General features: G+C 73.2%; 19 protein-coding genes. 11 read left to right on the top strand and 8 right to left on the bottom strand.

The window, feature by feature from the left end:
• Positions 1 to 42 precede the first annotated feature (42 nt).
• The 5 genes from ACIBEJ_RS12720 to ACIBEJ_RS12700 are packed head-to-tail and all read right to left on the bottom strand — an operon-like array spanning position 43 to position 6,799.
• The gene (locus ACIBEJ_RS12720; protein WP_397182809.1) at positions 43 to 1,155 is read right to left on the bottom strand and encodes a VWA domain-containing protein; all 1,113 of its coding nucleotides are present in this window, start codon (positions 1,153 to 1,155) and stop codon (positions 43 to 45) included.
• Entirely contained in the window at positions 1,148 to 3,301 is a 2,154-nt protein-coding gene (locus tag ACIBEJ_RS12715) for a DUF5682 family protein (RefSeq protein WP_397182808.1), read from the bottom strand. Before ACIBEJ_RS12715 ends, ACIBEJ_RS12720 begins: the two co-directional genes overlap by 8 nt.
• The gene (locus tag ACIBEJ_RS12710; RefSeq protein WP_397182807.1) at positions 3,298 to 4,362 is read right to left on the bottom strand and encodes an AAA family ATPase; all 1,065 of its coding nucleotides are present in this window, start codon (positions 4,360 to 4,362) and stop codon (positions 3,298 to 3,300) included. The genes ACIBEJ_RS12715 and ACIBEJ_RS12710 overlap by 4 nt, the downstream gene beginning before the upstream one ends.
• Positions 4,359 to 5,753: a DUF5691 domain-containing protein gene (locus ACIBEJ_RS12705; protein WP_397182806.1), complete on the bottom strand. Its 1,395-nt coding sequence runs from the start codon at positions 5,751 to 5,753 to the stop codon at positions 4,359 to 4,361. Before ACIBEJ_RS12705 ends, ACIBEJ_RS12710 begins: the two co-directional genes overlap by 4 nt.
• Positions 5,750 to 6,799, bottom strand: a complete 1,050-nt coding sequence (locus ACIBEJ_RS12700; RefSeq protein ID WP_397182805.1) for an SWIM zinc finger family protein — start codon at positions 6,797 to 6,799, stop codon at positions 5,750 to 5,752. Before ACIBEJ_RS12700 ends, ACIBEJ_RS12705 begins: the two co-directional genes overlap by 4 nt.
• 123 nt (positions 6,800 to 6,922) lie before the next feature.
• On the opposite strand from ACIBEJ_RS12700, the gene ACIBEJ_RS12695 reads away from it, so the two are divergent.
• The 6 genes from ACIBEJ_RS12695 (at position 6,923) to ACIBEJ_RS12670 (ending at position 14,079) form a co-directional block, all read left to right on the top strand.
• On the top strand, positions 6,923 to 8,218 hold the full coding sequence (locus ACIBEJ_RS12695; RefSeq protein ID WP_397182804.1) for an ABC transporter substrate-binding protein: 1,296 nt from the start codon (positions 6,923 to 6,925) through the stop codon (positions 8,216 to 8,218).
• Positions 8,215 to 9,078, top strand: coding sequence for a carbohydrate ABC transporter permease (locus ACIBEJ_RS12690; protein ID WP_397182803.1), 864 nt, complete (start codon positions 8,215 to 8,217; stop codon positions 9,076 to 9,078). The genes ACIBEJ_RS12695 and ACIBEJ_RS12690 overlap by 4 nt, the downstream gene beginning before the upstream one ends.
• Positions 9,075 to 9,881: a carbohydrate ABC transporter permease gene (locus tag ACIBEJ_RS12685; protein WP_397182802.1), complete on the top strand. Its 807-nt coding sequence runs from the start codon at positions 9,075 to 9,077 to the stop codon at positions 9,879 to 9,881. The genes ACIBEJ_RS12690 and ACIBEJ_RS12685 overlap by 4 nt, the downstream gene beginning before the upstream one ends.
• Positions 9,882 to 9,903: 22 nt before the next feature.
• The gene (locus tag ACIBEJ_RS12680) at positions 9,904 to 12,948 is read left to right on the top strand and encodes an NACHT domain-containing protein (RefSeq protein WP_397182801.1); all 3,045 of its coding nucleotides are present in this window, start codon (positions 9,904 to 9,906) and stop codon (positions 12,946 to 12,948) included.
• Positions 12,949 to 12,958: 10 nt separating this feature from the next.
• Entirely contained in the window at positions 12,959 to 13,504 is a 546-nt protein-coding gene (locus tag ACIBEJ_RS12675) for a cupin domain-containing protein (RefSeq protein ID WP_397182800.1), read from the top strand.
• Positions 13,505 to 13,581: 77 nt separating this feature from the next.
• A complete protein-coding gene (locus ACIBEJ_RS12670) occupies positions 13,582 to 14,079 on the top strand; it encodes an RNA polymerase sigma factor (RefSeq protein ID WP_397182799.1) in 498 nt (165 codons plus the stop codon).
• A 324-nt stretch (positions 14,080 to 14,403) separates the two neighbouring features.
• Here the strand turns inward: ACIBEJ_RS12670 and ACIBEJ_RS12665 are convergent, their stop codons facing one another.
• The gene (locus tag ACIBEJ_RS12665) at positions 14,404 to 15,084 is read right to left on the bottom strand and encodes a sulfotransferase family protein (protein WP_397182798.1); all 681 of its coding nucleotides are present in this window, start codon (positions 15,082 to 15,084) and stop codon (positions 14,404 to 14,406) included.
• The gene (locus ACIBEJ_RS12660; protein WP_397182797.1) at positions 15,081 to 16,115 is read right to left on the bottom strand and encodes an alpha-hydroxy acid oxidase; all 1,035 of its coding nucleotides are present in this window, start codon (positions 16,113 to 16,115) and stop codon (positions 15,081 to 15,083) included. Before ACIBEJ_RS12660 ends, ACIBEJ_RS12665 begins: the two co-directional genes overlap by 4 nt.
• 75 nt (positions 16,116 to 16,190) lie before the next feature.
• Between ACIBEJ_RS12660 and ACIBEJ_RS12655 the strand changes: the two genes are divergently transcribed.
• Together ACIBEJ_RS12655 and ACIBEJ_RS12650 are read left to right on the top strand one after the other, a co-directional pair.
• Entirely contained in the window at positions 16,191 to 17,468 is a 1,278-nt protein-coding gene (locus ACIBEJ_RS12655; protein ID WP_397182796.1) for a hypothetical protein, read from the top strand.
• Positions 17,434 to 18,366, top strand: a complete 933-nt coding sequence (locus ACIBEJ_RS12650; protein WP_397182795.1) for a hypothetical protein — start codon at positions 17,434 to 17,436, stop codon at positions 18,364 to 18,366. The genes ACIBEJ_RS12655 and ACIBEJ_RS12650 overlap by 35 nt, the downstream gene beginning before the upstream one ends.
• On the opposite strand, the gene ACIBEJ_RS12645 is transcribed toward ACIBEJ_RS12650, so the two are convergent.
• Positions 18,335 to 19,750, bottom strand: a complete 1,416-nt coding sequence (locus tag ACIBEJ_RS12645) for a class I adenylate-forming enzyme family protein (RefSeq protein WP_397183255.1) — start codon at positions 19,748 to 19,750, stop codon at positions 18,335 to 18,337. The genes ACIBEJ_RS12650 and ACIBEJ_RS12645 overlap by 32 nt on opposite strands.
• Positions 19,751 to 20,026: 276 nt before the next feature.
• On the opposite strand from ACIBEJ_RS12645, the gene ACIBEJ_RS12640 reads away from it, so the two are divergent.
• Genes ACIBEJ_RS12640 through ACIBEJ_RS12630 form a run of 3 tightly spaced genes read left to right on the top strand, consistent with a single transcriptional unit; the run spans position 20,027 to position 23,712 of the window.
• On the top strand, positions 20,027 to 21,565 hold the full coding sequence (locus tag ACIBEJ_RS12640) for an aldehyde dehydrogenase family protein (protein ID WP_397182794.1): 1,539 nt from the start codon (positions 20,027 to 20,029) through the stop codon (positions 21,563 to 21,565).
• Positions 21,566 to 21,613: 48 nt separating this feature from the next.
• On the top strand, positions 21,614 to 22,705 hold the full coding sequence (locus tag ACIBEJ_RS12635) for a hypothetical protein (protein ID WP_397182793.1): 1,092 nt from the start codon (positions 21,614 to 21,616) through the stop codon (positions 22,703 to 22,705).
• A complete protein-coding gene (locus ACIBEJ_RS12630) occupies positions 22,702 to 23,712 on the top strand; it encodes a hypothetical protein (RefSeq protein WP_397182792.1) in 1,011 nt (336 codons plus the stop codon). Before ACIBEJ_RS12635 ends, ACIBEJ_RS12630 begins: the two co-directional genes overlap by 4 nt.

The raw sequence follows: 23,712 nt of genomic DNA, 5'->3' as shown, positions 1-23,712 counted from the left end.
CGCAGGTCAGGCACATCGGGCCATGGACCTAGGCAATCCGGCCTAGGGCAGGGGGCGGCCCTCCAAAGCCGCGGCCATCAGGTCGGGGAAGGCGTCGGGGGTGCAGGCGAACGCGGGCACGCCCAGCGCGGCCAACGCGGCGGCGTTGTCGCGGTCGAACAGCGGCGCCCCCTCATCCGACAACGCCAGCAGCACGATCACCCGCACTCCCGCCCCCGTCATCGCCGCGACCCTGCGCAGCATCTGGTCCCGCGGCCCGCCCTCGAACAGGTCGCTGACCAGCACCAGCACCGACTCGGCCGGACGTTCCAGCAGCCCCTCGCAATAGGCCAGCGCCCGGTTGACGTCGGTGCCACCACCCAACTGGGTGCCGAACAGCAACTCGACCGGGTCATGCAGCAGGTCGCTGAGGTCGGCCACGGCGGTGTCGAAGACGACCATGCGGGTGCGCAGCGCCGGGATCGAGGCCAGCACCGCGCCGAACACCCCCGCGTACACCACCGACTCGGCCATCGAGCCGCTCTGGTCCACGCACAGCACGACGTCGCGGCGCAGCGAGCGTCGTTTGCGCGCGTGCCCGACCAGCCGCTCGGGCACGACGGTGTTGCGGTCGGGCAGGTAGTGGCCGAGGTTGGCGAGGATCGTCCGGTTCCAGTCGACGTCGGCGGTACGGCGGGGCCGCCGCGTCCGCGCCACCCGGTCCAGCGCCCCCGCGACCGCGGTCAGGGTCCTGGCCCTGAGCCTCCTCTCAAGATCGCCGACCACCGCCCTGACCAGCGCCCGCGCCGACTCGCGCGCCTCGTCGGGCAGCACCTTGGCCAGCGACAGCAGGGTGGCGGCCAGGTGCACGTCGGGTTCGACGGCCTCCAGCATCTCGGGTTCGGCCAGGAGCCTGGTCAGGTCGAGCCGTTCGATCGCGTCCTGCTGCATGACCTGGACCACGCCGGGCGGGAAGTACGTGCGCACGTCGCCCAGCCAGCGGGCCACCCGGGGCGCCGAGGCCCCCAGCCCGCCCCGCTCCGCGCTCTGCCCGGCGTCGTACAGCGACCCGAGCGCGGCGTCCATCCTGGCGTCGTCGCCGTGCAGGCCGAGGCCGGTGCCGTCGGCCTCGCCGCCGCCCAGCACCAGCCGCCACCTGCGCAGCCGTTCATCCACGGTCCCTCCCGAAGATCGTCAGCACGGTCCGCTCGGCCGCCGCGGCCCGCCGTTCGTCGACCTCCCGCGCGGGCCGCGTGCCGCCCGCGCCCGACCGCACCCGCTCCCCGATCGCCCTGCGCTCCGGTACGGCGAAGCCGCCGAACGTCCGCCGCAGCAACGGCAGCACCTCGGTGAACTGTTCGCCGGGCAGCCCGCTCATCCAGGCGTCGACCAGGTCCAGCAGCCGCGCGTCGTGCACCAGCAGCAGCCCGCCCCCGCTCAGGAACCCCTCGATCCACGCCGCCGCCCTGGCGGGACCGCCGCCGCGCGAGGTCGCCCGCGCGAGCCGCCAGTCGGCGTCGGCCAGCGCGCCCGCGTCCAGCAGGATGCGCGTCAGCCGTCCCTCGACCAGGCCGTGGGCTCCCGGCGTGTCGCAGATCCCGCGCAGGGCGGCCAGCCAGCGCTCGCGCGCCGACGGGTCGCCGAGCAGGTCGACGGCGGCGTGCACGCCGTCCACCTGGGCCAGCATCGCGCCCGCCGCCTGTCCGGACAGGCCGGGCAGCGCGGCGGGGAGGCCGGCCAGGACGCGGTCGAGCATCGAGCGGGCGACCGCCGCCAGCCCTTCGGCCGGTGTCCCGCGGACGTCGCCGTAGCGGTGCGCGCGCACGATCGCCGGCAGGGCGGTCATCAGGTGCGTGATGTCGGCGTCCAGCGCGGCCCGTTCCGACAGGGCGGCGAGCAGGCCGGGCAGCGCGCCGGGCAGCTCGGCCAGCAGGCATTTCTCGACGGTCGCGGCGAGCTCGCCGAGGTTCTGGCGGGCCGGCGCCAGGTCCAGGACGTGACGGGTGGCCGCCGCCTCGACGGTGGTGCCGAGCGCCGCGCGCTCGATCAGCGCCAGGTCGAACTCCGGCCGCCACTCCAGCCGCCAGCTCTCCCTGAACGTCCCCCTCCCCCGCGCCTCGCCCGGCGTCCCCCAGGACACGCCGAGTAGCCGCAGCCGGTGCAGCAGGCGGCTCCTGCCCAGGTCGAGGGTCTTGCGCAGGTCCAGGTCGAGTTCGCGGGCGGCGTCGTCCTGGGCGGCGGGGTGGAGGCGGAGGTGGCGCTGCTGCTCGCGCAGGTCGCGCTGGAGGGGTACGAGCGGGGCGTCGTCGCCCACGTGGCCGAGGCGGTCGCCGACGACCATGCGCCGCTGGATGAGCGCGACCTTCGGCTCGTCGCCCTCGCACAGCACCGCCCTGACCGCCTCGGTGACCTCGCCGAGCCCGGGCAGCGGACGGCCGCGGAGGGCGGCCAGGCTTTCCGCCAGCCGTACCGCCTCGATGACGTGCGCGGAGGAGACCGGCAGGCCCTCCTCGCGCAGCACCGCGCCCGCCTCGGCCAGCCAGCGCTCGACCGGCCGGTCGGCGGCGGTGAACAGGTGGTGGTACCAGCCGGGCGAGCCGACCCCCGCGCCGTAGCCGGAGCGGATCGCCAGCCGCTCATACGTCCACGGCACCCAGGCCAGCGCCACCTTCACCTTGGGCAGGCCGCGCAGCAGCGCGTCGTCGGCCTTGACCGGCGGCGGCGGCCCGGCCAGGGCCGGCACGTGCCAGGCGCCGCAGACCACCGCGATCCGCTCATATCCCGCTTTGACGCTCGCGCGCAGGACACGCCGCATGTACGCCTCACGCCGGGCCTCGACAGCATCCGGGACATGACCCTCGCGCAGCGCCGCCATGGCCTCCCCGATCGCCTCGAACGCGGCGCCCGGCCGGTGCTCGACCACGTCCTCCCACCAGCGTTCCGGGTCGTCGTGTCCGGCGGCGGCGGCCAGTTCGCCGATCGGGTCGCGGGCGCCGCGCTCGTCGCCGCCCTCCGGAGCGAGCAGGTGGGCGGCGGGCAGGTCGCAGAAGCGGATCGGGACGCCGTGGCGCGTGCCGTACAGGATGGCCTGCCATTCCGGCGAGAACACCGCGAACGGCCAGAAAGCCGACCGCGACGGGTCGCCCGGCACGTGCGCGAGCAGCGCGACCGGCGGCACGCACCCGGCGGCGAAGCGGACCAGCGCGTCGGCCTCCGGCGGGCCCTCGATGAGGATCGCGTCGGGCCGCAACCGTTCCAGACCCTCCCGTACGGCCCGCGCCGACCCCGGGCCGTGATGCCGGACGCCAAACAGCTCGATCATGAGACCTCGCGGCACGCCCGGTAGAAGTCCTGCCAGCCGGGACGCTCGCGCACCACGGTCTCCAGGTACTCCCGCCACACCACCCGGTCGGCGGCCGGCTCGCGCACGACCGCGCCGACCAGCCCCGCGGCCACGTCGCCGGCGCGCAGCACGCCGTCGCCGAAGTGGGCGGCCAGCGCGATGCCGCTGGTCAGCACCGAGATCGCCTCGGCGGTGGACAGGGTGCCGCTGGGCGTCTTGAGCTTGGTGCGGCCGTCCTCGGTGACGCCGTCGCGCAGCTCGCGGAAGACGGTGACCACGCGCCGGATCTCCTCCAGCCCGGTCGTGGTCTCCGGCAGCCGCAGCGAGCTGCCGAGCTGGGCGACGCGGCGCGAGACGATCTCCATCTCCTCCTCCGCCGTCGCCGGGACCGGCAGCACGACGGTGTTGAAGCGCCGCCGCAGCGCGCTGGACAGCTCGTTCACGCCGCGGTCGCGGTCGTTGGCGGTGGCGATGAGGTTGAAGCCGTGTTGCGCCTGGACCTCCTGATTGAGCTCGGGGATCGGCAGCGTCTTCTCCGACAGGACGGTGATCAGCGCGTCCTGGACGTCGGAGGGCATGCGGGTGAGCTCCTCCACCCTGGCCACGCGGCCCTCGGCCATGGCGCGCATGACCGGGCTCGGCGTGAGCGCGTCGCGCGAGGGCCCCTCCGCGAGCAGGCGCGCGTAGTTCCAGCCGTAGCGGACGGCCTCCTCCGGCGTGCCCGCGGTGCCCTGGACCAGCAGCGTGGAGTCGCCGCTGATCGCCGCCGCGAGGTGCTCCGACAGCCACGTCTTGGCCGTGCCGGGGACGCCGAGCAGCAGCAGCGCCCGGTCGGTGGCCAGCGTGGCGACGGCGACCTCGACGATACGGCGGGCGCCCACGTACTTGGGCGTGATCCGCCGCCCGTCGCCCAGGACGTACGTGGTCACCGCCCAGGGCGACAGCGCCCAGCCGGGCGGCCTGGGCCGGTCGTCCTCCTTGGCCAGCAGCGCCAGCTCCTCGGCGTACTCGTCCTCCGCATGGGCCCGCAGGACCGTCATGCGCCCTCCCCTTCCCGAAGTTCCGCCACCATCTCGGCGCGGAACCGCAACACCTCGGCCACCTCGCCCGCCCCGCTCCGCTCGGCCAGCGGATGCAGCTCCGGGTCGACACGTTCGCCGGCGAGCCTGGCCAGCTCGCCGAGGTTCCAGGGCTGGGTGGCCGCGATCCTGGCAATCTTGTTCAGTACGGCTGCCGCCAGCCCGGCCCGCCAGGGCCGCTCGACGCCGCCGAGGACCATGATGAGCTGGCTATCCATGTCCTGATTTTTCACGAACTCGGCGGCTAGTTCCTGCTGTTCTTCGGGAGCGAGCACCCCCAGCAGGTCGGCGATCGGGTCGTGCGCGAACATCGCCCGCGCCCACCCCGCGTCCCGCTGCAGCACCGCCGCGCGCACCCACCCCGCCTTGACCTCGGCGTCCCAGTCGGAGAACCGCAGCCCGAGCATCACCCCGGGCCGCGCCCACATCCGCAGCGGCGCCCGCGCCACCACCTGCTGCAGCCACCACGCCCGCTCGCCGATCCCGCGCGGCGGCTTGGCCCGCACGCCGTCGCGCTCCATCGCCGCGTCGCACTCCTCCGGCGGCCGCACCTCCACCCGCCCTCCGGACACCTCCAGGCACCGCGCCGCCCGCCGCGCCATCCGCCCGGCCAGCCGGGAGTCCGGCAGGCCCGCCAGCAGGTTGGCCGCCGACTGGCGTACCTCGCGGCGGCGGTCGTCCAGGGCGCGCTCCAGGAACGGTTCGTCGGCCATGCTCAGCCCCACGGCCAGGGTCTCGGTGAACTCCGCCCGGTCCTCCGGGGTCTCCCGCTCCCACGTGGCTTCGAGCAGCGCCAGGGCCGCCGCCGGGTCGGCCGCTCTGACCGCCCTCAGGTGGGCGTGGCGGTCGGCGGGCGAGCCGTACTCCCAGCTCTCGCCGGTGGGCTCGTCGAGCAGGAACGCCCAGGCCGGATTCCGCTCCGCCAGCCACCTGCCGCGCCGCCCGGCCAGCACCCCGAGCCAGCCCCTGATCGAGCGGTCGCGCCTGCCGCGTTCGAGCAGCTCAGGCAGCACGTGCGGCGGCACCCGGCGCCCACCGGCCGCCGCCACGGCCAGCCACTCCGCCAGCACCCGGCCGTGCTCACCCCCCAGAATCCGCCCCAGCCGCTCCGCCGCCCCCCAAGCCACCACCCTCTGCTCTTCCGCCTCCGCCCGCCCGCCCAGCCCGTCTCGAGAGCTCAGCCCGTCCTGAGCGCCCGGCCCGTCCTGCTGGTTTGTCGCCGTCTGTCCGGCTCGTTGCCGCACGACCTCGACCGCCGCGTCCTCCAGCAACTCTCCCTGGTACGGCCGGCGCGCCGTCCCCACCAGCGCGGTGGACACCATCTCCGCCCAAGCGGAACCCTGGTCGCTCACAGGGCCACCGGCCGGGCGTCGTCGTCCCACACGGTCAGGGGGCGCAGCCCACGCGGCGTCCACTCGGCCGCCACCGTCACCGGCCCGCCACCGGAGACCGCGATCAGCCGCCACAGATCGTGACAGGCCGGATGCAGCGGCAACCCACCCAGCTCGGTCCGCCCCGGCACCACCCCGCCCAGCAGCAACGGCCAGGCATCCGTCCAGGGATCGGCCGCCACCGCCCCGGCCACCTCCTCCAGCGCCGCCTCCACCGAAACCGCCCCGGGCACCTCCCGCCCAACCACCCACCCCCGCACCCCGCCCATCTCCTCCGAGAGTCCGGACGCCTCGCCGGAGTCCCGCGCATCGGCGATCAAAGGCTCGTCGGCGGGGTCCGGTGCGGCGGCGTTTCCGGACGGGGCGGGCGAAGGTGCGGGCGCCTGGCCGGAGTCCGGAGCATCGGCGGGGTCCGGTGCGATCAGGGCGCGGAGGGGGGTGGCGGCGGGGTAGAAGGCCAGGGTGGCCTCCCGGGTGGCGCCCGATGGCGGCGTCTCGTCCATCGGGTGGCCGGCGGGGGTGAAGGTCAGGATCAGGGCGGGGCGGCCGGTGTCCTGGCCGCGCAGCCACACGCGCCGCGCCGTCACGTGGTCGAGCGCCTCGTCCCGCACCCCGAGCACCAGCCACCGGTCACGGACCTGCGCCCCGGCCAGCACCTCGGCCCGCGAGGTCGTGAACCCGACGCGGGTCAGCACGGTACGCGCCAAGCCCGGGGGCAGCGAGGCACGCCGCCGATAGGCCACGGCCAGCAGGTTGAGCAGCGCGTATTCGGACAGCAGCGCACCCGGCCACGCCGAGCCGGAGCGCACCCGCTCCAGCCGCGCCACCATCCCGGCCGCCCCTGCGGCCTGGGCGTCGACGAGCCGCTTGGCCAGGTCGTCCCAGTCGCGATCCCCCGCCTGCCCGAGGCCGAGCCGTACCTGGTCGCCGAGCCACCGCTCCAGCTCGGCCAGCCCGGCGGCCACTCTCGCGTGCCGCGCGGTCTGAGCTGGGGTTTCGGAGATCACTCGATGCAGATTAGCGCTCAGGGCCGACATTTCCTGGCAAAGGGACTGGCGTGACCAGGACCACACGTCTACTGTATTCAAAACTCAGAATACATCACGTGACATACCACCGGAGCAACCCCCGTGAAGAAAGCCATCGCCGGGATAGCACTAGTTTTCACCGCCTCCTGCGCCACCGGAGGCGTCCCGGCCAAGGAAGCGCCGAAGATCACCCAGCCGGCCGGAAACAAGGTGTCCGGAAATATCGAGATCTGGTCGTGGGATGTCGCCGCCAAGGCACTCCAGCGGCTGGCCCCCGAGTTCGAGAAGGCCAACCCGGGCGTCAAGGTCAAGGTGACCGACATCGGCTACGACAACGCCTACGACAAGATCACCGTGGGCCTCAAGTCGGGCGCCGGCCTGCCCGACATCATCACGCTTGAGGACACCGCGGTCCCCGGCTACGCCGAGAACTTCCCCGGCGGCCTGGTCGACCTCACGCCGGTGGCCGGCAAGTACAAGGCCGACTTCGACCCGGCCAAGTGGCAGGCCGCCTCCACCGCCAAGGGCCTGTACGCGCTGCCCTGGGACTCCGCCCCCGTCGGCCTCTACTACCGCCGCGACTACTTCGAGAAGGCCAAGATCGACCCGGCCTCGCTCGTCACCTGGGACGACGCGGTCAAGGCCGGCGAGAAGATCAAGGAGGCCACCGGCAGGCGCCTGTTCGTCTCCGACCTGACCACCGCCGCCGGGTTCACCACGCTCCTGCAGCAGCTCGGCCAGGGCTACTTCGTCGACGGCAAGGTCGCGGTCAACTCCGCCCACGCGGTCCGCGCGCTGACCCTGCTCAAGACCCTCAAGGACAAGGACCTCCTGCAGAACGAGAAGGGCTGGGACGGCCGCGTCACCGCCACCAAGCAGGGCAAGGCCGCCACGCAGCCGACCGCCGCCTGGTGGAGCGGCACCCTGACCGCCGACATGCCGGAGCTGTCGGGCAAGTTCGGGGTCGTCCCGCTGCCCGCCTTCGAGGCCGGCGGAAGCCGTACCTCGGCCAATGGCGGGTCGGCGCTGTCGATCACCGCGCAGACCAAGAACCAGCAGACCGCCTGGGCCTTCCTCGAATGGCTGCTCGCGAGCAAGGAGCGGCAGGTGTCGATGATGAGAACCGAGGCGCTGTTCCCCGCCTACCTGCCCGCGCTGGCCGACCCGCTGTTCGACGAGCCGCAGCCGTACTTCGGCGGCGAGAAGGCCAACCGGCTGTTCGCCGACCAGGTGAAGTCGATCCCGCCCGTGGAGCTGACCGGGGACGACAAGCAGGCGGAGGAACTGCTCAAGAAGGCCGTCTCGGCCTGCCTGCTCAACGGCGAGGACCCCAAGGCGGTGCTCGACGGCGTGGCCGAGCAACTCGCCGCCGCCACCGGGCGTGAGATCGCCTCGTGAGCGCCGTCGCGGTCGAGGTTCCCCGGCATCGGCGGTACGACCGGCGCCGCCGTACCGCGGGATGGGTCTTCGTCGGGCCGGCGGCGGCGCTGCTGGCGCTCTTCTTCGCCTACCCGCTGGCCGCGTCGCTGCTGCAGAGCCTGGACGGCGGGTTCGGCAACTACGCGCGGCTGGTGCGCGACCCGTCCTTCCTGAAGTCGCTGGGCAACGCCGCGCTGATCCTCGTGGTCCAGGTGCCGGTCATGATCGGGCTGGCGACCGTGCTGGCCTACGTGCTCAACCAGTCGTGGCTGAAGTTCCGGGCGACGTTGCGGGTGGCGTACTTCCTGCCCGCGGTGACGACGCTGGTGGCGTACGCGGTGGTGTTCCGCGTGCTGCTGCGCACCGAGGGCGGCGCGGTCAACCAGGTGCTCGGGCTGCAGGTGGACTGGCTGAACGACCCGTTCTGGGCCCGGGTGGCGCTGATCGCGTCGCTGACCTGGCGCTGGGTCGGGTACAACGCGGTCATCCTGCTGGCCGGGCTGCAGGGGATCGGGCGCGAGCAGTACGAGGCGGCGGCGATCGACGGCGCGGGCCCGCTGACCGCGTTCCGCCGGGTGATCCTGCCGCAGTTGCGGCCGGTCGTGGTGTTCTGCTCGATCACCTCGACGATCGGGACGCTGCAGTTGTTCGACGAGCCGCTGGTGCTGACCGGCGGCGGGCCGGGCGACGCCACGCTGACGCCGATCCTCTACCTCTACCAGGTGGGCTTCAAGCAGTACGACTTCGGTTACGCGGCGGCGATCGCGTGGGCGGTGGTGGCGCTGATCGGCGCGCTGTCGTGGGTGCAGTTCCGCTATTTCGGGAAGGAGCGGTCGTGAGGCGGCTCGTGTGGGTGCTGGCCGTTCTGGGCGCGCTGGTGAGCGTGGTGCCGTTCTACTGGATGATCGTGGCGGCCACGCACGACGGCAGCGAGCTGTTCGCCTCCCCGCCGCCGTTCCTGCCCGGCGGCGACCTGCTGGCCAACATCGTCAAGCTTGAGGAGTCCGTGCACTTCGCGCGGGTGATGGCCACGAGCGTCTGGACCGCGCTGGTCTACACCGCGCTCAGCTCACTGGTGTCGGCGATGTGCGGGTACGGCCTGGCCAAGTACCGTTTCCGCGGCCGGGGCCTGCTCCTGGGCATCGTCCTGGCCACGATGATGGTCCCGTTCCAGGTGCTTCTGGTGCCGTTGTTCCAGATGATGGCCAGCATCGGCTGGGTCGACACCTACCAGGCGATCATCATCCCGTTCCTGGCCAACTCCTTCGGGATCTTCCTGATGCGCCAGGCGTTCCTCGAGTTCCCCGACGAGCTGCTGGAGAGCGGCCGGCTGGACGGCGCGGGGGACATGCGGATCTTCTACCGGATCGTGCTGCCGGTGGTCAGGCCCCAGCTCGGCGCGCTGGTGATCTTCACCTTCATGACGCAGTGGAACTCCTTCATCTGGCCGCTGCTCATGCTCAACTCCGAGGAGCGCTACACGGTGCCGGTGGCGCTGAACCACCTGATCGGGCTGTCGCACGTGGACTACGCGGGCCTCATGCTGGGCGCCTTCCTCGCCACGCTGCCGCTGATGCTGGTGTTCCTGGTGTTCCAGCGGCAGTTCGTGGCCGGTCTGCTGGGGGGCGCCGTCAAGGGCTGAGATTTCCGGCATGATCGCTTTTATGCCAGGTGTGGAGACGGCGGTCGTGGCGGCGGGCAAGGCCATCGCGGAACGCGCGATGCGCGAGTGGCTCGCCGCCCGTGCCGCCAACCGGGACCGCGACGCCCAGCTCAAGGACATGATCCAGAGCGGCTTCCGGGACCGCCTGGCGCCCAGGAAGTTCGGCAACCAGCTCGAAGGCATGGCGATGGCCGTCGAGTCGCGCTTACGCGACCTGGTCGAGCAGGAGTACCGCGGGCTGGACGAGGACGCCCGCTCCGCCGTACTCCTGGAGGTGGTCGAGTCGCTGCGCACCGCGGACCTGTCCGACGAGGCGCTCTTCGACGCCGACGCCGACCCCGCCCGGCTGGCCAGGCGCGTGCTCGACACCGTCGCGCCGCCGCGCCTCGGCACCACCGAGGACGCGCTCTACGGCGTGCTGCTGGCCGAGTGCGTGGCCTGCCTGGTCGGGATGATGCAGCAACTGCCTCCCTACCTGCCGCGCGCCGCGACCGAGAGCCTCTCCCGCCTCAGCGGCCTGGCCGAGGGCATGGAACGTGTCCTGGCCCGTCTGCCCGTCCGCACCCTCGAAGCGCCGGAGGGCTCGCAGGACGACCTCGCCTTCGAGCAGCACTACCTGAGCTTCCTCAGCCGGACCCTCGACGAGGTCGAGCTGTTCGGCGTGCCCATGGAGACCTACCGCCCGCGCACCTCCCTCAGCGTCGCCTACATCTCGCTCACCGTCAGCGCCGACCACGAGCGCCGCCCGCTCGAACGCCTCGCACCCACCTCACTCACCGGCCGCGACGAGAGCGAGCCGGGCAGCCGCCGCATCGAGTCCGCGCTCGGCCGCCGCACCCTCCTGCGCGGCGAGGCCGGGTCCGGCAAGAGCACGCTGCTGCGCTGGCTGGCCGTGACCGCCGCCCGCCGCGGCTTCACCGGCGACCTGGCCGGGTGGAACGGCTGCGTCCCCCTCATGGTCAAGCTGCGCAGCCACGCCGACGGCCGCCTGCCCGCCCCCGCCGACCTGCTCGACGACGTCGCCCAGGAGGTCGCCGGACGGATGCCGCGCGGCTGGGCCGAGCGCGTGCTCGCCTCCGGCCGCGGCCTGCTGCTGGTCGACGGCGTCGACGAGCTTCTGGTACGGCACCGCAACGCCGTCCGCCAGTGGCTGTCCAGGCTCCTCGCGGCCAACCCGGAGCTGCGCGTCGTGGTCACCTCCCGGCCTGCCGCCGCGGACGTGCGCTGGCTGGCCGACGAGGGCTTCACCGCCGCCCTGCTGGAGCCGATGACCCCGGACGACCTGGGCGAGCTGGTCCGCCAGTGGCACGTGGCCATGCGCGACTGCCCCAGCCTGCCCTGCCACCCCGACGACCTGCCCTCCTACGAGCGCGCCCTGCTCGCCCGCCTGGAGAGCAACCCCCACCTGCGCCTGCTGGCCGCCACCCCGCTGCTGGCCGCCATGCTCTGCGCGCTCAACCTCGACCGCCGCACCCAGCTCCCCCGCAGCAGGATGGGCCTGTACGACGCGGTCCTCGCCCTCCTGCTGGAACGGCGCGACGCCGAACGCGGGATCCAGGACGACATCGTCCTCGATCCTGAGCAGAAGATCTGGATCCTGCGCGACCTGGCCTGGCGCGTGGTCTCCATGGGCCGTTCCGAACTGGCCAAGGCCACCGCCCTGCGCCGCGTGGAGCAGCGGCTGACCGGGATGACGCGCATGCCGTACCAGGCGGCGGACGTGCTGGAGTACCTGCTGCGGCGCAGCGGCGTGCTGCGCGAGCCCGTGCCGGGCCGGATCGACTTCGTCCACAAGACGGTCCAGGAATACCTTGCGGCCGGACAACTCGTCGAGGACGACGACGTCGAGGCGGCGGTCGAACGCGCCCACCTCGACCAGTGGCGCGAGGTCGTCGTGATGACCGCGGGCCACGCCACCGGACGGCTGCGCCGCGACCTGCTGCGCGGGCTGCTGGACCGGGCCGACGAGGGCGGCAGGCACACGCGGCGGCTGCGGCTGCTGGTGGCCTCCTGCCTGGAGACGATCAGGGAGATCCCGCTGGAGCTGCGCGAGCGGGTGGAGGCGTGCCTGGCCGAGGTGATCCCGCCGCGCACCGGGGACGAGACCGGGATCCTGGCGGCGGCGGGCGAGGAGATCCTGCGGCGCGTGCCCGACGACCTGTCGGCGTACACCCCGCTGCAGGCGGGGCTGACCGTGCGCATGACGGGCCTGATCAACGGCGAGGCCGCCCTCACGAAACTGGCCGCCTTCGCCACCGACCCCCGGCGTCAGGTGCAGAGCGCGGTGGTCGACATGTGGCGCTTCTTCGACTGCCGCCGCTACGCGGTAGACGTGCTCGCCGCGCTCCCCGCCCCGGCCGCGCTGTCCGTCTACGAGACGCGCGAGCTGGCAAGCCTGCGGCACCTGCCGAAACTGACCGAGCTGGCGGTCGACTGCGCGGTGGGATCTCTGGCGTTCCTGAAGGACACGCCGCAACTGGAGGCCCTGGAACTCCTCCAGCTTGAGACCGACCTCGGCCCGGTCAGGCTCCTTCCCCGGCTGCGGCGGCTCTGGCTCTACGCCGGCCACCCCTGCACGATGGACATGACGCCTCTCTACGGCCTGGAACACCTGCGCGAGCTCTGGACGTGGGAGGTGGTGCACGAGGCCGACCTCGCCTTCCTCGACGGGCTGCCCCGGCTGCACCAACTGGGCCTGGAACTGCCGGACGGAGACGCCTGGATAGAGGCTCTGTCGCGGCAGACGGAACTCAGGATGATCTCACTCGTGGGACTCGGCCAGCGGCTCTCCCCCTCCCTTCTCGCCCACGCCGGGGAACTGACCTCGATCACCCTGACCCACCTCCAAGGCGTCCCCGGCTGTCTCGACGAGCTGGCCGCGACCTACCCGCGGGTGGAATACGTCCGGCTCCAAGACACCGACCTCACCGACCTGTCGGTCCTCGCCCGGCTACCCGCGCTCAAGAGCGTCGCCATCACGCCGAGCGACGGCCTCGACCTCACCCCACTGGACGCGATACCCGGGCTCCGCGTCGATCTTGACTAGCATCGGTCCCGTGGATCTCACCATTTATCCCGGCGGACCGACCGTCCAGGTCGCCGACGAAGCCGAGGCGCTGGCCAGCACGCTGGAGGGCCAACTGGTACTGGACGGAGACCGGTTCCTGCGCCGCGACGTCCACGGCAAGGCGCTCGCCTTCGTGCCGCGCCCGCCGATCGCCGCCGCGCTCGACCTGCTCCCCCACCCCGAGGGCGGCTGGTTCCGCCAGACCTGGAAGACCGCCGCGCGTTTCACCCCCGGCGGCTACGACGGCGAGCGGGCCAGCGCCACGGGCATCTACTTCCTGCTGATGCCGGGCGAGGAGTCGGTCCCGCACGTGGTGCGTTCGGACGAGGTGTGGCTGTGGCACCGGGGCGGCCCGCTCGACCTGACCATCGGCGATCGGCACGTCGTCCTGGGCCCGGACGTGGAGGACGGCCAGGTTCCGCAGGCGATCGTGCCGGGCGGCGTGTGGCAGTCGGCCCGGCCCTCGGGCGCCCAGGAGGTTCTGGTCAGTTGTGTCGTCTCGCCCGGCTTCGAGTTCGCGGATTTCCAAGCATAAAAACAGCCATTCAACTTTGAACCATCCCCGAGCGGGAATCGTCGTGGGATGTGTGGACTCTCTCCGATGAGACGCTCATGGCGGGTATGGCATCGGGTGACACCGATGCGGCGGCTGCGTTCGTGCGGCGCTTTCAACCCAGAGTGTACGGCTTGGCGCTGAGCGTGGTCGCCGACCCGTGCCTGGCGGAAGAGGTGGCCCAGGACGCCTTCGTCCGGGCGTGGCGGCACGCCGCCGCGTACGACCCTCGCCGGGGCCGGGTCGCGACCTGGCTCCTGACCATCACCCGCAACCTGGCGGTCGACGCCGTCCGCCTCCGCCGCGACCTGCCCGTGGACCCGTGGCGATTACCCGTCCCCCCTCCCCGCCCCGACTCCGGCCCCCGGGTCGAACGCATCCAGGAGGAACTCCTCGCCCTCCCCGCCTCCCAGAGCCGCCCGCTGATCCTGTCCATCCTCTACGGCCTGACCGCCCAGGAGATCGCCGAACGCGAGGGCATCCCGCTGGGCACCGCCAAGACCCGCATCCGCCGCGGCCTGGCCCGCATCCGCACCGCCCTCACCACCACCCCTTGACCTCCACTCTCCCGACCCCCACCTCCTGAGCAGCCCCTCAAACTTGCGCCGAGCCCCCCTGCCACCCCACTCCACACCCGGCCCTCACCGCACGCGCTTGCCCTCACCCCACACCCCGGCCCCCGCCCCGAAGCCGCCGCCCCACCTCCGTCGCCCCACCCGAAGCCGCCGCCTGACCTCCAATGCCCACCCGAAGCCGCCGCCTCCCGGCCGCCTCCTGGCCTGCGGTCCCGGCGCCTCTCTGGACGCCTATCAGGGCGGAACCCAGGCGCGCACCCCGGGCACGGGAGGCTCACGAAAAGGGACTCCGCCCGGGACAGGGGCTCAGGAACGGGACTCGGCCATCCGCGCCTCCACCCGCGCCCAGAACCGCTCGGGATCGTTGAGGTGCGGGTACGGCTCGCCAGGCACAGCCACCCCGAGAAAGTCGCACAGCGGCCCCCACCCCGCCCCCGGCCCGATCACCAGGAGCCGCTCGGCCGGCACCTCCGCGCGCACCGCCGCGTTGTGCTCCTGGTAGACCGCCATGGCGTAGGCCCGGTCGGTGAAGCGGCCGGCGAAGAAGCCGTCCCAGATCATGGCCCGGTGGAACGCGGTGAACACGTCCAGCCCCGGCACGGTGCGCCGCGCCTCGGCCACGCGGGCGTCGGGCTCGCCGTCGCCGAACATGCGGTAGATGGTCCTGGACACGCTGGCGTACCACGCCTCGGGGTCGCGCTCGGTCAGGATCACCTTGGCGTCGGGGAAGGCGGCCAGGATCTCGCGCCAGAAGGCGGCGCCCGGCCAGTCCACGCTGGAGGCATACCCGGCGAAGACCGCCTCCCAGGACACCCGCTCACCGGCGGCGGCCGCGCGCCACATGGGCAGCCGTTCGGGGTGGTCGAGGACGTGGCGGCCGTGGAAGCAGGGGCCGAGCCCGAGGCGTTCGAGCGCCGCCTTCAGCGACAGCGTGCCGGTCCTGCCCACGCCCACACCGATGGCCTTCATCCCACCACTGACCTTCATCCCACCACCTGGTCCTTGGTCAGCGCGCCCGGCGAGTCGGCCCCGCACAGCGTCAGCGCGTTCTCCAGTTCCCCGCGCAGCAGGGACAGCACCTGTGCCACGCCTTCGGCCCCGCCCGCGGCCAGTCCCCACAGCACCGGGCGGCCGACGGCGACGGCCGAGGCGCCGAGCGCGAGCGCCTTCACCACGTCGGTGCCGCGCCGTACGCCGCCGTCGAGCAGGAGGGGCACCCTGCCGCCGACCGCGTCGGCGATGACGGGCAGCCGGTCGATCGTGGCGGGGGTGGTGTCGAGCTGCCGTCCGCCGTGGTTGGAGACGATCAGCCCGTCCACGCCGAGGGCCACGGCCTGCGCGGCGTCGGCGGGGTGCAGGACGCCCTTGAGGAGGATCGGCAGTCGCGTCACCTCACGCAGCCATTCCACATGCTTCCACGAAATTTCGGGAGAAAGGCGGACCTGTCGGACGTTTCCGTCACCGCGCATGTTGGCGCAGAAGATGCCCGGCGGCAGGTCGTGGAAGTCGTTGCGGTCGCCGCGCTCGTTCCTCCCCAGTGCGGGCGAGTCCACGGTCACGACCAGGGCGCGGCAGCCGGCCGCCTCGGCCCGCCGTACCAGCGACTCGGTGAAGCCCAGGTCGGGCTGGATGTAGAGCTGGAACCACAACGTGCCCGCGGCGGCCGCGATCTCCTCGATCGTGATCGTGGAGAGCATCGCGGCGATCATGATGACATCCGCCTCGCGGGCCGCGCGGGCGGTGGCGGCCTCGCCCTCGGCGGGCCAGGCCAGCCGGTGGAAGGCGGTCGGCGCGAGCAGGACCGGCATCGAGCTCTCGCACCCCAGCACGCTGCCCGAGAGCCGGGGCGGGCCTTGCCCGCGCAGGATCCTCGGCACCAAAGCCAGCCGCCGGAAGGCCGCCTCGTTGGCCGCCAGCGTCACCTCGTCCTGCGCCCCGCTCGCGAAGTAGTCGTAGTACACCGGGTCGAGCTTCTCCCGGGCCACGCCCTCGAAGTCGCGCAGGTTGAAGACCTCCATGTGAGTTGTACGGATCAACCCGGCCCAAAAGATTCCGGTGAATCTCGGGACATATCGGCACTCGTACAACCGTGTGTGATTGCTGTGGTCGTCGTCCTCGCCGCACTGGTCGTCCTGCTGAGCCTGCCGTACTGGCTGCCCGGCGCCGTCACCAGGCTGCGCACCCGGCTGTTCGCCCGCATCAACGGCGTGGACGGCATCCCGGTGCCCGGCGACCTCGTCGACGTCACCCGCTTCCTGGAGCTGTACGCCCACCCCGCCGCCGACGGCCGCAGCCGCGGCGCCGCGCTGTCCGACCTGTTCTGGTACTGGCTCTCGCCCGGCGCCGAGGTCCACCAGGAGCACCTGGAGCCCGGCCCCCGCTACACCGATGTGGCCAGGTGCACGCGCCGCATCCTCACGATGCCGAGCCGTACCGCCGACGAGCTCGCCACCGCGAGCCTGCGCGCCGCCCTCCCCCACCAGCACGGCCTGGTACGGCTGCGCGACCTGATGATGCCGGTCTGGGCGGAGTTCTACCACCGGGTCGTCTACGGCGTCCCCAGCCCGCCGGGCGTCAGGGACCTCATCGTCGCCCACTCCGATGACGTCGTCACCTCGCTGAAGTGCTGCGGCCTGCGCCACATGGACCGGCGCCTGCGCCTGACCCGCCACCTGCGCGAGACGCTCGGCCAGGTCCCGCACCCGCTGCCGGAGTCCCTCGACGAGCGCGAGCGCGCCTTCTACCTCCAGGGCACCTTCTTCAACACGGCGGTCGTCCAGAGCGCGGAGGCCACCGCCCACGTGCTCATGGAGATCGCCGCCCACGGCGCCGCGCAACCGCTGGAGGCGGTCATCGAGCGCACCCTGCACGACTTCCCGCTGTTCGGCGTCGCGCACCGGATCACCTCGGCCGACATCTGCCTGGAGGGCGCCGAACCGATCCCGGCCGGCTCCGTGCTCTGCTTCAGCTATCCGGACTTCCACCGCTCCGGCGGGAACATCCCGTTCGGGGTGGCGGCCAACCGGCCCTGCCCGGCCTGGCACCTGGCGCCGATCAGCATCGAGGCCGTGGTCAGGGAGGTCCTGCGCGAGCACGACGTCGCCACGACCGCCCGGCACACCCGCCCGCTGCCCAACCGCGGCCCCTGCCTGATGACCCCCCGCGGCCACCGGGTACGGCTGCGCCCCCTCGTCCTCGCCTATCTCCGGCTGCGCGATCGATGGGAGGAGGTGTGGCGCAGCCCGCTCCAGCTCGTCCTCGGCACGTACATGGTCTGGCACGCCAGGCGCCTGCGCCTGTGCGAACGCCACTTCGAACAGGAGAGGAACACCTCCCATGACCCTGCGCGCCACCGAGACCACGCCGGCTGAGCGGCCGACGGCCAGGCGATGGCTGGTCGTCCTGCTCAGCGTGCTGGCCGGCTTCCTGCTGACCGTGGTGTGGTCGGCCGAGTTCGTGGACCAGACGATCGGCGCGAACGTCGCCGACACGCTCCTCGGCCGCGACGCCTCGCAGACCCCGATCGCCGGGATCCTGTCCGGGGTGGTGTTCGCGTTCGTGACCGGGCTGGCCGGAACGTTCACCGCCTGCAACATCGCCGCGATGGGCGCGGTCGCGCCGCTGGTGGGCGCCGACAGCTCGGCGGGCGCGCGGGTGGCGCGCACGCTGAAGCCGCTCGGCTGGCTGGCCGTCGGCGTCCTGGCGGTCTCCGGCGGCTACGGCTTCGTGGTGGGCCTGGCCGGCACCGCCATGCCGCAGTTCGCCAACTCGCCGCCCGCCGGCGGCCTGCTCGCGCGCAACGTCCAGTCGATGGTCACCTTCGGCGTGATCGGCCTCATCCTGGTCTATCTGGGACTGGCCGCGCTCGGCCTGGTCAGAGACCCGCTGGCCGGGCTGGAGCGGCGCTTGCCGAACGCGCGCATGCTGGTCATGGGCGCGCTCATCGGGGCCTTCCTCATCGGCCGGCCGTTCGGGCTGTTCCGCCAGCTCTTCCGCGACGCCGCCGCCAGCCACAACCCGTTCTACGGCGCGCTGGCGTTCATGCTGCAGTCGCTCGGCAACATCGTCGTCATGGCCGTGCTCGTCGTGCTGCTGGCCCTCGCGCTCGGCGGCCGGGCGCAGCGCTGGCTGGCCGCGCGGCCGGGACGGCTGGCCCTCATCACCGGCACGGTGTTCGTGGTCGCCGGCTCCTTCACCGTCCTGTACTGGGTGGGCAGGCTCCTCGGCCGCTTCGAGATCATCTGGTGGCCGACGGCCCCGTGGGTCTGAGCGCTGACTTGTCCGGCTTGCCCGCCGCGTTGAGCGGGACCCGCCGGATGACGGTGACGCTCCTCGGCGTGCTGGCCGCGCTCAGCGCCGCGGGCACGAGCGCGGCCAGCGCGCCGGGGTCGGGCGTCCGTCCCGGGGCGGGCACCACGAAGGCGTGCACCGCCTCGCCGGTCTCCGCGTCCGGCGCGCCGACCACGTACGCCTGCTCCACGTCCGGGTGCGCGGCCAGCACCCGCTCGATCGCGCCCGCGTAGCAGACCTCGGCGCCGACGATGATCACGTCTCGGGTCCTGCCGGTCAGGTGGAGCAGCCCGTCGCGGTCCAGGAACCCCAGGTCGCGGGTGCGCAGCCAGCCGTCGCGCAGCACCTCTCCGGTCAGCTCGGGCGCGCGCCAGTAGCCGGCCATCATGTGCGGGCTGCGCACCCACACCTCGCCGTCCGCGCCGTGCGGCACCTGCCGCCCCTCGCCGTCACGCAGGCTCACCTGTACGGCAGGCAGCGGCCGCCCCACCGCCCCGGTACGGCCCGCCGCCACGTCCTCCGGTGTCAGCATGGCGATCACGCCCGCCTCGGCCTGGCCGTACCCCTGCCAGATCACCGGGCCGAGCCGGTCGGCGGCCCGCTCCAGCAGCGACGGCGCGGCCGGCGCGCCCCCGAGCACCAGCGCCCGCAGGCTCGTCAGGTCGGCGCCCCGCTCCAGCAGCCCGGCCAGGACCGGCGGCGCCATCATCGTGGCCGTGGCCCGGTGCGCGGCGACCGCCTCGGCCAGCGGCAGCTCCGGGATGATCGCGACGCCGCCGGCGACCAGCGTCCTGCCCAGGTAGGTCATCATGACCGGGCTGGCGAGGCTGGCGTGGACCAGGCAGCGCTCGAAGTTCGCCATCAGCGCCTTCAGCGGCGGCGGCCAGGCGGAGGGCCGGTAGGCGAGGCTGTAGGCGCGATAGGTCTGGACGGGGGCCTTGGGACTGCCGGTGCTGCCGCTGGTGAAGGTGAGCCTGGCCAGGCCGTCGGGCTCCGCGCCCGGCTCGGCCGCTTCCCCGGACGGCCCGGCGGCCAGCTCGGCGGCGAGCGCGTCGGTGAGCACGAGGTCGAAGCCCGCCTGCCGCGCGCCGGCATGCTGCACCGGGCTCCAGCCGGGGCGGGCCATGCCCACCAGGCAGCCCAGCGCGTGCGCGGCCAGTTGCGCGGCGTACACCTCGGGCGTCGAGCCGGCGTGCACCAGGACGCACGAGCCCGGCCGCAGCCCCCTCGCGCGCAGGCCGCCCGCGCACCGCGCGACCAGCCCGAGCAGCTCCCCGCGCGTGACCACGCGCGTGCCGTGCTCGATGGCCGGGCGCGACGGCGCGCGCTCCAGCGACTCCAGGACAGGACCGGGGAAGAGCATCTCCACTCCAGAGGTGTGAGGGCGCGCGCCCCGGTGGACCGCCACAGCTCCCGGGGACGCGCGCGCACGGCCGTCTCCCCGCACACACCCCTTCGAGGAACGGCACCCCAGCCGTGTTCCCCGGGAAGACGGTCGTCCGGTTATACGCAGCGGGACAGGTCCAGAGATTCGCCCGCGCAGTAATACGAACCAGGACATCGCCGGACGTTCGCCAGGGCTTGGGAAAATGTGCGGCAGGATGATTGTCTTTGCGGAGGAACTACGAGGAGGTCATCGGTGACCCGTCAGATTGTCTCCATTGTCGGCGGCAAGGACGCCCCTGCCACCAGTACCTACGTCTCGGCCAACCCGGCGCGCACCAGCGAGGTCGTGGCCGACGTGGGCCTCACGGACGCCGCCGCCTTCGCGGCCGCCTGCCGTACCGCCAAGGAGGCGCAGCGGGAGTGGGCCAAGGTGCCGGCGCCGGTGCGGGGGCGGGTGATCGCCTCGATCGGGCGGCTGGTGGAGGCCAACGCCGAGGCGCTGGCGCGGCTGGTGACCGAGGAGATCGGCAAGCCGTACAAGGAGTCGCTGGGCGAGGTGCGGGAGATCGTCGACACCTGCGACTTCTTCCTGGGCGAGGGCCGCAGGCTGTACGGCCAGACCGTCCCGTCGGAGATGCCGGACAAGAACCTGTTCACCTTCCGCAACCCGGTAGGCGTGGCCGCGGTGATCACCGCCGGGAACTTCCCCGTGGCGGTGCCCTCCTGGTACCTGGTGCCCGCGCTGCTGTGCGGCAACGCGGTGGTGTGGAAGCCCGCCGAGTACGCCGCCGCCTCCGCGCACGCCATGTACAAGCTGTTCGCCGCCTCCGGCCTGCCGGACGGCGTGCTCAACATCGTCTTCGCCGACGGCAAGGAGACCTACGAGGGCCTGGACCTCGCGCTGGGCGAGGGCACCGTGCAGAAGGTCGGCTTCACCGGCTCCTCCGAGGTGGGCAGGAAGATCGGCGAGCTGACCGGCCGGCACCTGCAGTCGGCCTGCCTGGAGCTCGGCGGCAAGAACCCGATGGTGGTCATGCCGGACGCCGACCTCGCCCTGGCCGTGGAGGGCGCGCTGTTCGGCGGCTTCGGTACGGCCGGCCAGCGCTGCACCAGCCTCGGCACCGTCATCGTGCACGAGAGCGTCCACGACGAGTTCGTCGAGCGCTTCGTCCGCGCCGTCACCAACGCCAAGATCGGCGAGCCGATGGGCGACGTGCTGGCCGGGCCGCTGCTGGATGAGAAGTTCGCGGTGCGCTACGAGGAGTTCCTGACCTGGATCCAGCCGCACCACGAGGTCGTCACCGGCCGCACCGGCAAGATCAGCCAGGACAACCCGCACCACGAGTTCACCGGCGAGGGCGGGCTCTACTACCACCCGGTGGTGGTCGACGGCGTCCGCCAGGACGACCGGCTGTTCCTGGAGGAGACGTTCGGCCCGATCGTCGGCGTGACCACGTTCGAGACCCTCGACGAGGCGATCGAGCTGGCCAACCTGCCCGGCTACGGCCTGTCCAGCTCCATCTACACCACCGACGCCAAGAACGTCTTCCGCTTCCGCGAGGGCATCTCGGCCGGCATGGTCAGCGTCAACAACTCCACCAGCGGGGCCGAGGCGCACCTGCCGTTCGGCGGCAACGGCAAGTCGGGCAACGGCAGCCGCCAGTCCGGCATGTGGGTGCTCGACCAGTTCACGCGCTGGCAGGCCATGAACTGGGATCATTCCGGACGTCTGCAAAAGGCCCAGATGGACGTGGCAGATATCACTCCTGACCTGGACTTCCGACTCCCCTAGGCAACATTCCCTCCGGAGCCTCACAATGTTGCTCCGGAGGGATGCACAGTGGGCGCACGACAGCACCTCGACGGCCTCGCGCGGTCGGCACGATCCCTGCACGACACGGTCGGCGAGCTGCACGCCGCGCTGGCCGGGGGCGACGAACGGCGCGCGGGTTACGCCCGCGACCGCCTCGCCGACCAGGCCAGGACCGCCCTGGGCGACAGCGGCGCGTACGGCTTCGAGCCGCCCCGCGCCGCGGGCGCGCCGGACCCCGGCCCGCCCGACCCCGGCGCCCTGCTCGCCGAGGCGGCCCGCGACCTGGCCCTCTCCCAAGCCCTGATCTCCGCGGCCCAGCCCGACGGGCGGGAGAGCCTCCCACGCGGCCCGCAAGGCCCTGGGGGTGCCCTCCGCGACGCGCGGGACTCCCTCGGCCGTCTCGCCGCCGCGCTGGAACCCTCGGGCGACTTCGGCTTCGAGGCCGCCACCGGCGCCTCCCCCGACCTGCCCACCGCGGTCGCCGCCCTGCGCCAGGAGGCCGCCGCCTGCCTGGACCGCATCCACGAACGCTCGGCGGGCGTCGCGAGCAGCGCCCTGGCCAAGATCCCAGGGGTGAGCACGGTCACCACGACCGCCCAGGAGATGCTCGACAGTCTCGGCGTCGCCGCGATCGCCGGCACCCTGACCAAGCTCGCCGCCCAGGCCCTGTCCAAGGCGCTCACCGCCCTGCACCGCCTCATCCCCCTCGGCGTCCTCGACCGCCTGAACACCGCCGTCTCCCACCTCGCCGACGGCCTCGGCCAGGACAAGGCGGCGGGCCCGCTCCTGGTCTCCGCGCTGCTCGGCACCGACAACGTCAGGGCCGCGCTGGACGAGCGGCTCACCGGCGACACCCTGGAGCGTGCCAGGCTCGACGGCGCCCGCGCCGAACTGGCCGAGCTGGGCGACCGCTTCGGCGGGCAGATGGACCTGCTCGCGATCGCGATCACGGTCAGCACCGGCCTGGTCGCCTGGCTGGCCTCCCCGCCGGCCGCGGGCGCGGTGGCCGCGCTGCTGCTGGGCGTGGTGCTCGTGCTGGCCGCCGACTACGCCGACGCGTGGCCGGCGCCGGCGACCGTACGCGGGGTGCGCACCGTGGTCGAGGAAGCCACCGCATGATCGACGACCACGTCGCCGCCGAGATCGACGCCCTCGACCAGGCCGCCGACCTGGCGCTGCGGACGGAGCCGGGCACCGCCACCGCCCGCTCCCTGCGGCTGCACGCCGACGACCTGATCCTCGAACTGCGGGACGTGCGCGACTGGGGCCACCTGCGCCACCTCAGGCAGAAGGCCGAGCGGCTGCGGGTCGAGGCGCTCGACTACGCGCAGGCCGTCCTGCTGCGCCGCCACGCGCTCGACGCCGACGCCGGGGCCGCCGTCACGGCCCTGGTGGACTTCCTGTGCGAGCGCGCGGGCGTGCCCGCCGACGTGGCGGTCGCCGCGTGCGCCCGCTCGGAGTCCTTCACGCGCGCCTCCGACCTGCTCAGGCTGCCGCCCTCCCCCGACGCCTGGCACCTGCCCGTCCTCGCGCACGAGCTCGGCCACTACGTCATCCGCGAGGCGGCCCACGTACGCGACAAGGACCAGCGGCCACTCCTTGAGCGGGCCGACACCCCGCACCGCGAGGAGCTGATCGCCGACTGCTACGCCACCTACACGCTCGGCCCCGCCTACCCGCTGTCGTGCGTGCGCCTGCGCGTCGACCCGGAGGAGGCGGACGTGACCAGCCCGTCGCACCCGTCGTGGCGCACGCGCGTGCGCACGATGACCGAGCTGCTCCTGGCCATGTCGCAACGGCACGGCGGCACGTACGCCCGCGCCGCCGAGGCCATGATCGCCCCGGCCTGGACGGCGCTCACCGGCGAGGAGCCGGACGGCCCGGGCGACCCGCCCATCCCCGCCACGGCCGTCTTCGACCTGCTCGACCGGCACCTGCCCCGCGCCCGCTACGTACCCGGCGGCCAGGTCGGCGCGGCCGAGCGCGCGCTGACCGGCGAGGAGCGCCCGAGCCCCGGCATCACCCCCGCCCACGTGCTGAACGCCGTCTGGCGCCTGCGGCTCGGCGGCGCGGCGACCCGCGACACCGGCCGCCGCGCCCTGGCCATGCTCGCCCGGGGCGGCTGA

The sequence above is a fragment of the Nonomuraea sp. NPDC050790 genome (assembly GCF_044456745.1).
Lineage (GTDB): Bacteria > Actinomycetota > Actinomycetes > Streptosporangiales > Streptosporangiaceae > Nonomuraea.
The sequence above is the reverse complement of the archived record's forward strand: the minus strand, read 5'-3'. Positions and strand labels throughout refer to the sequence as shown.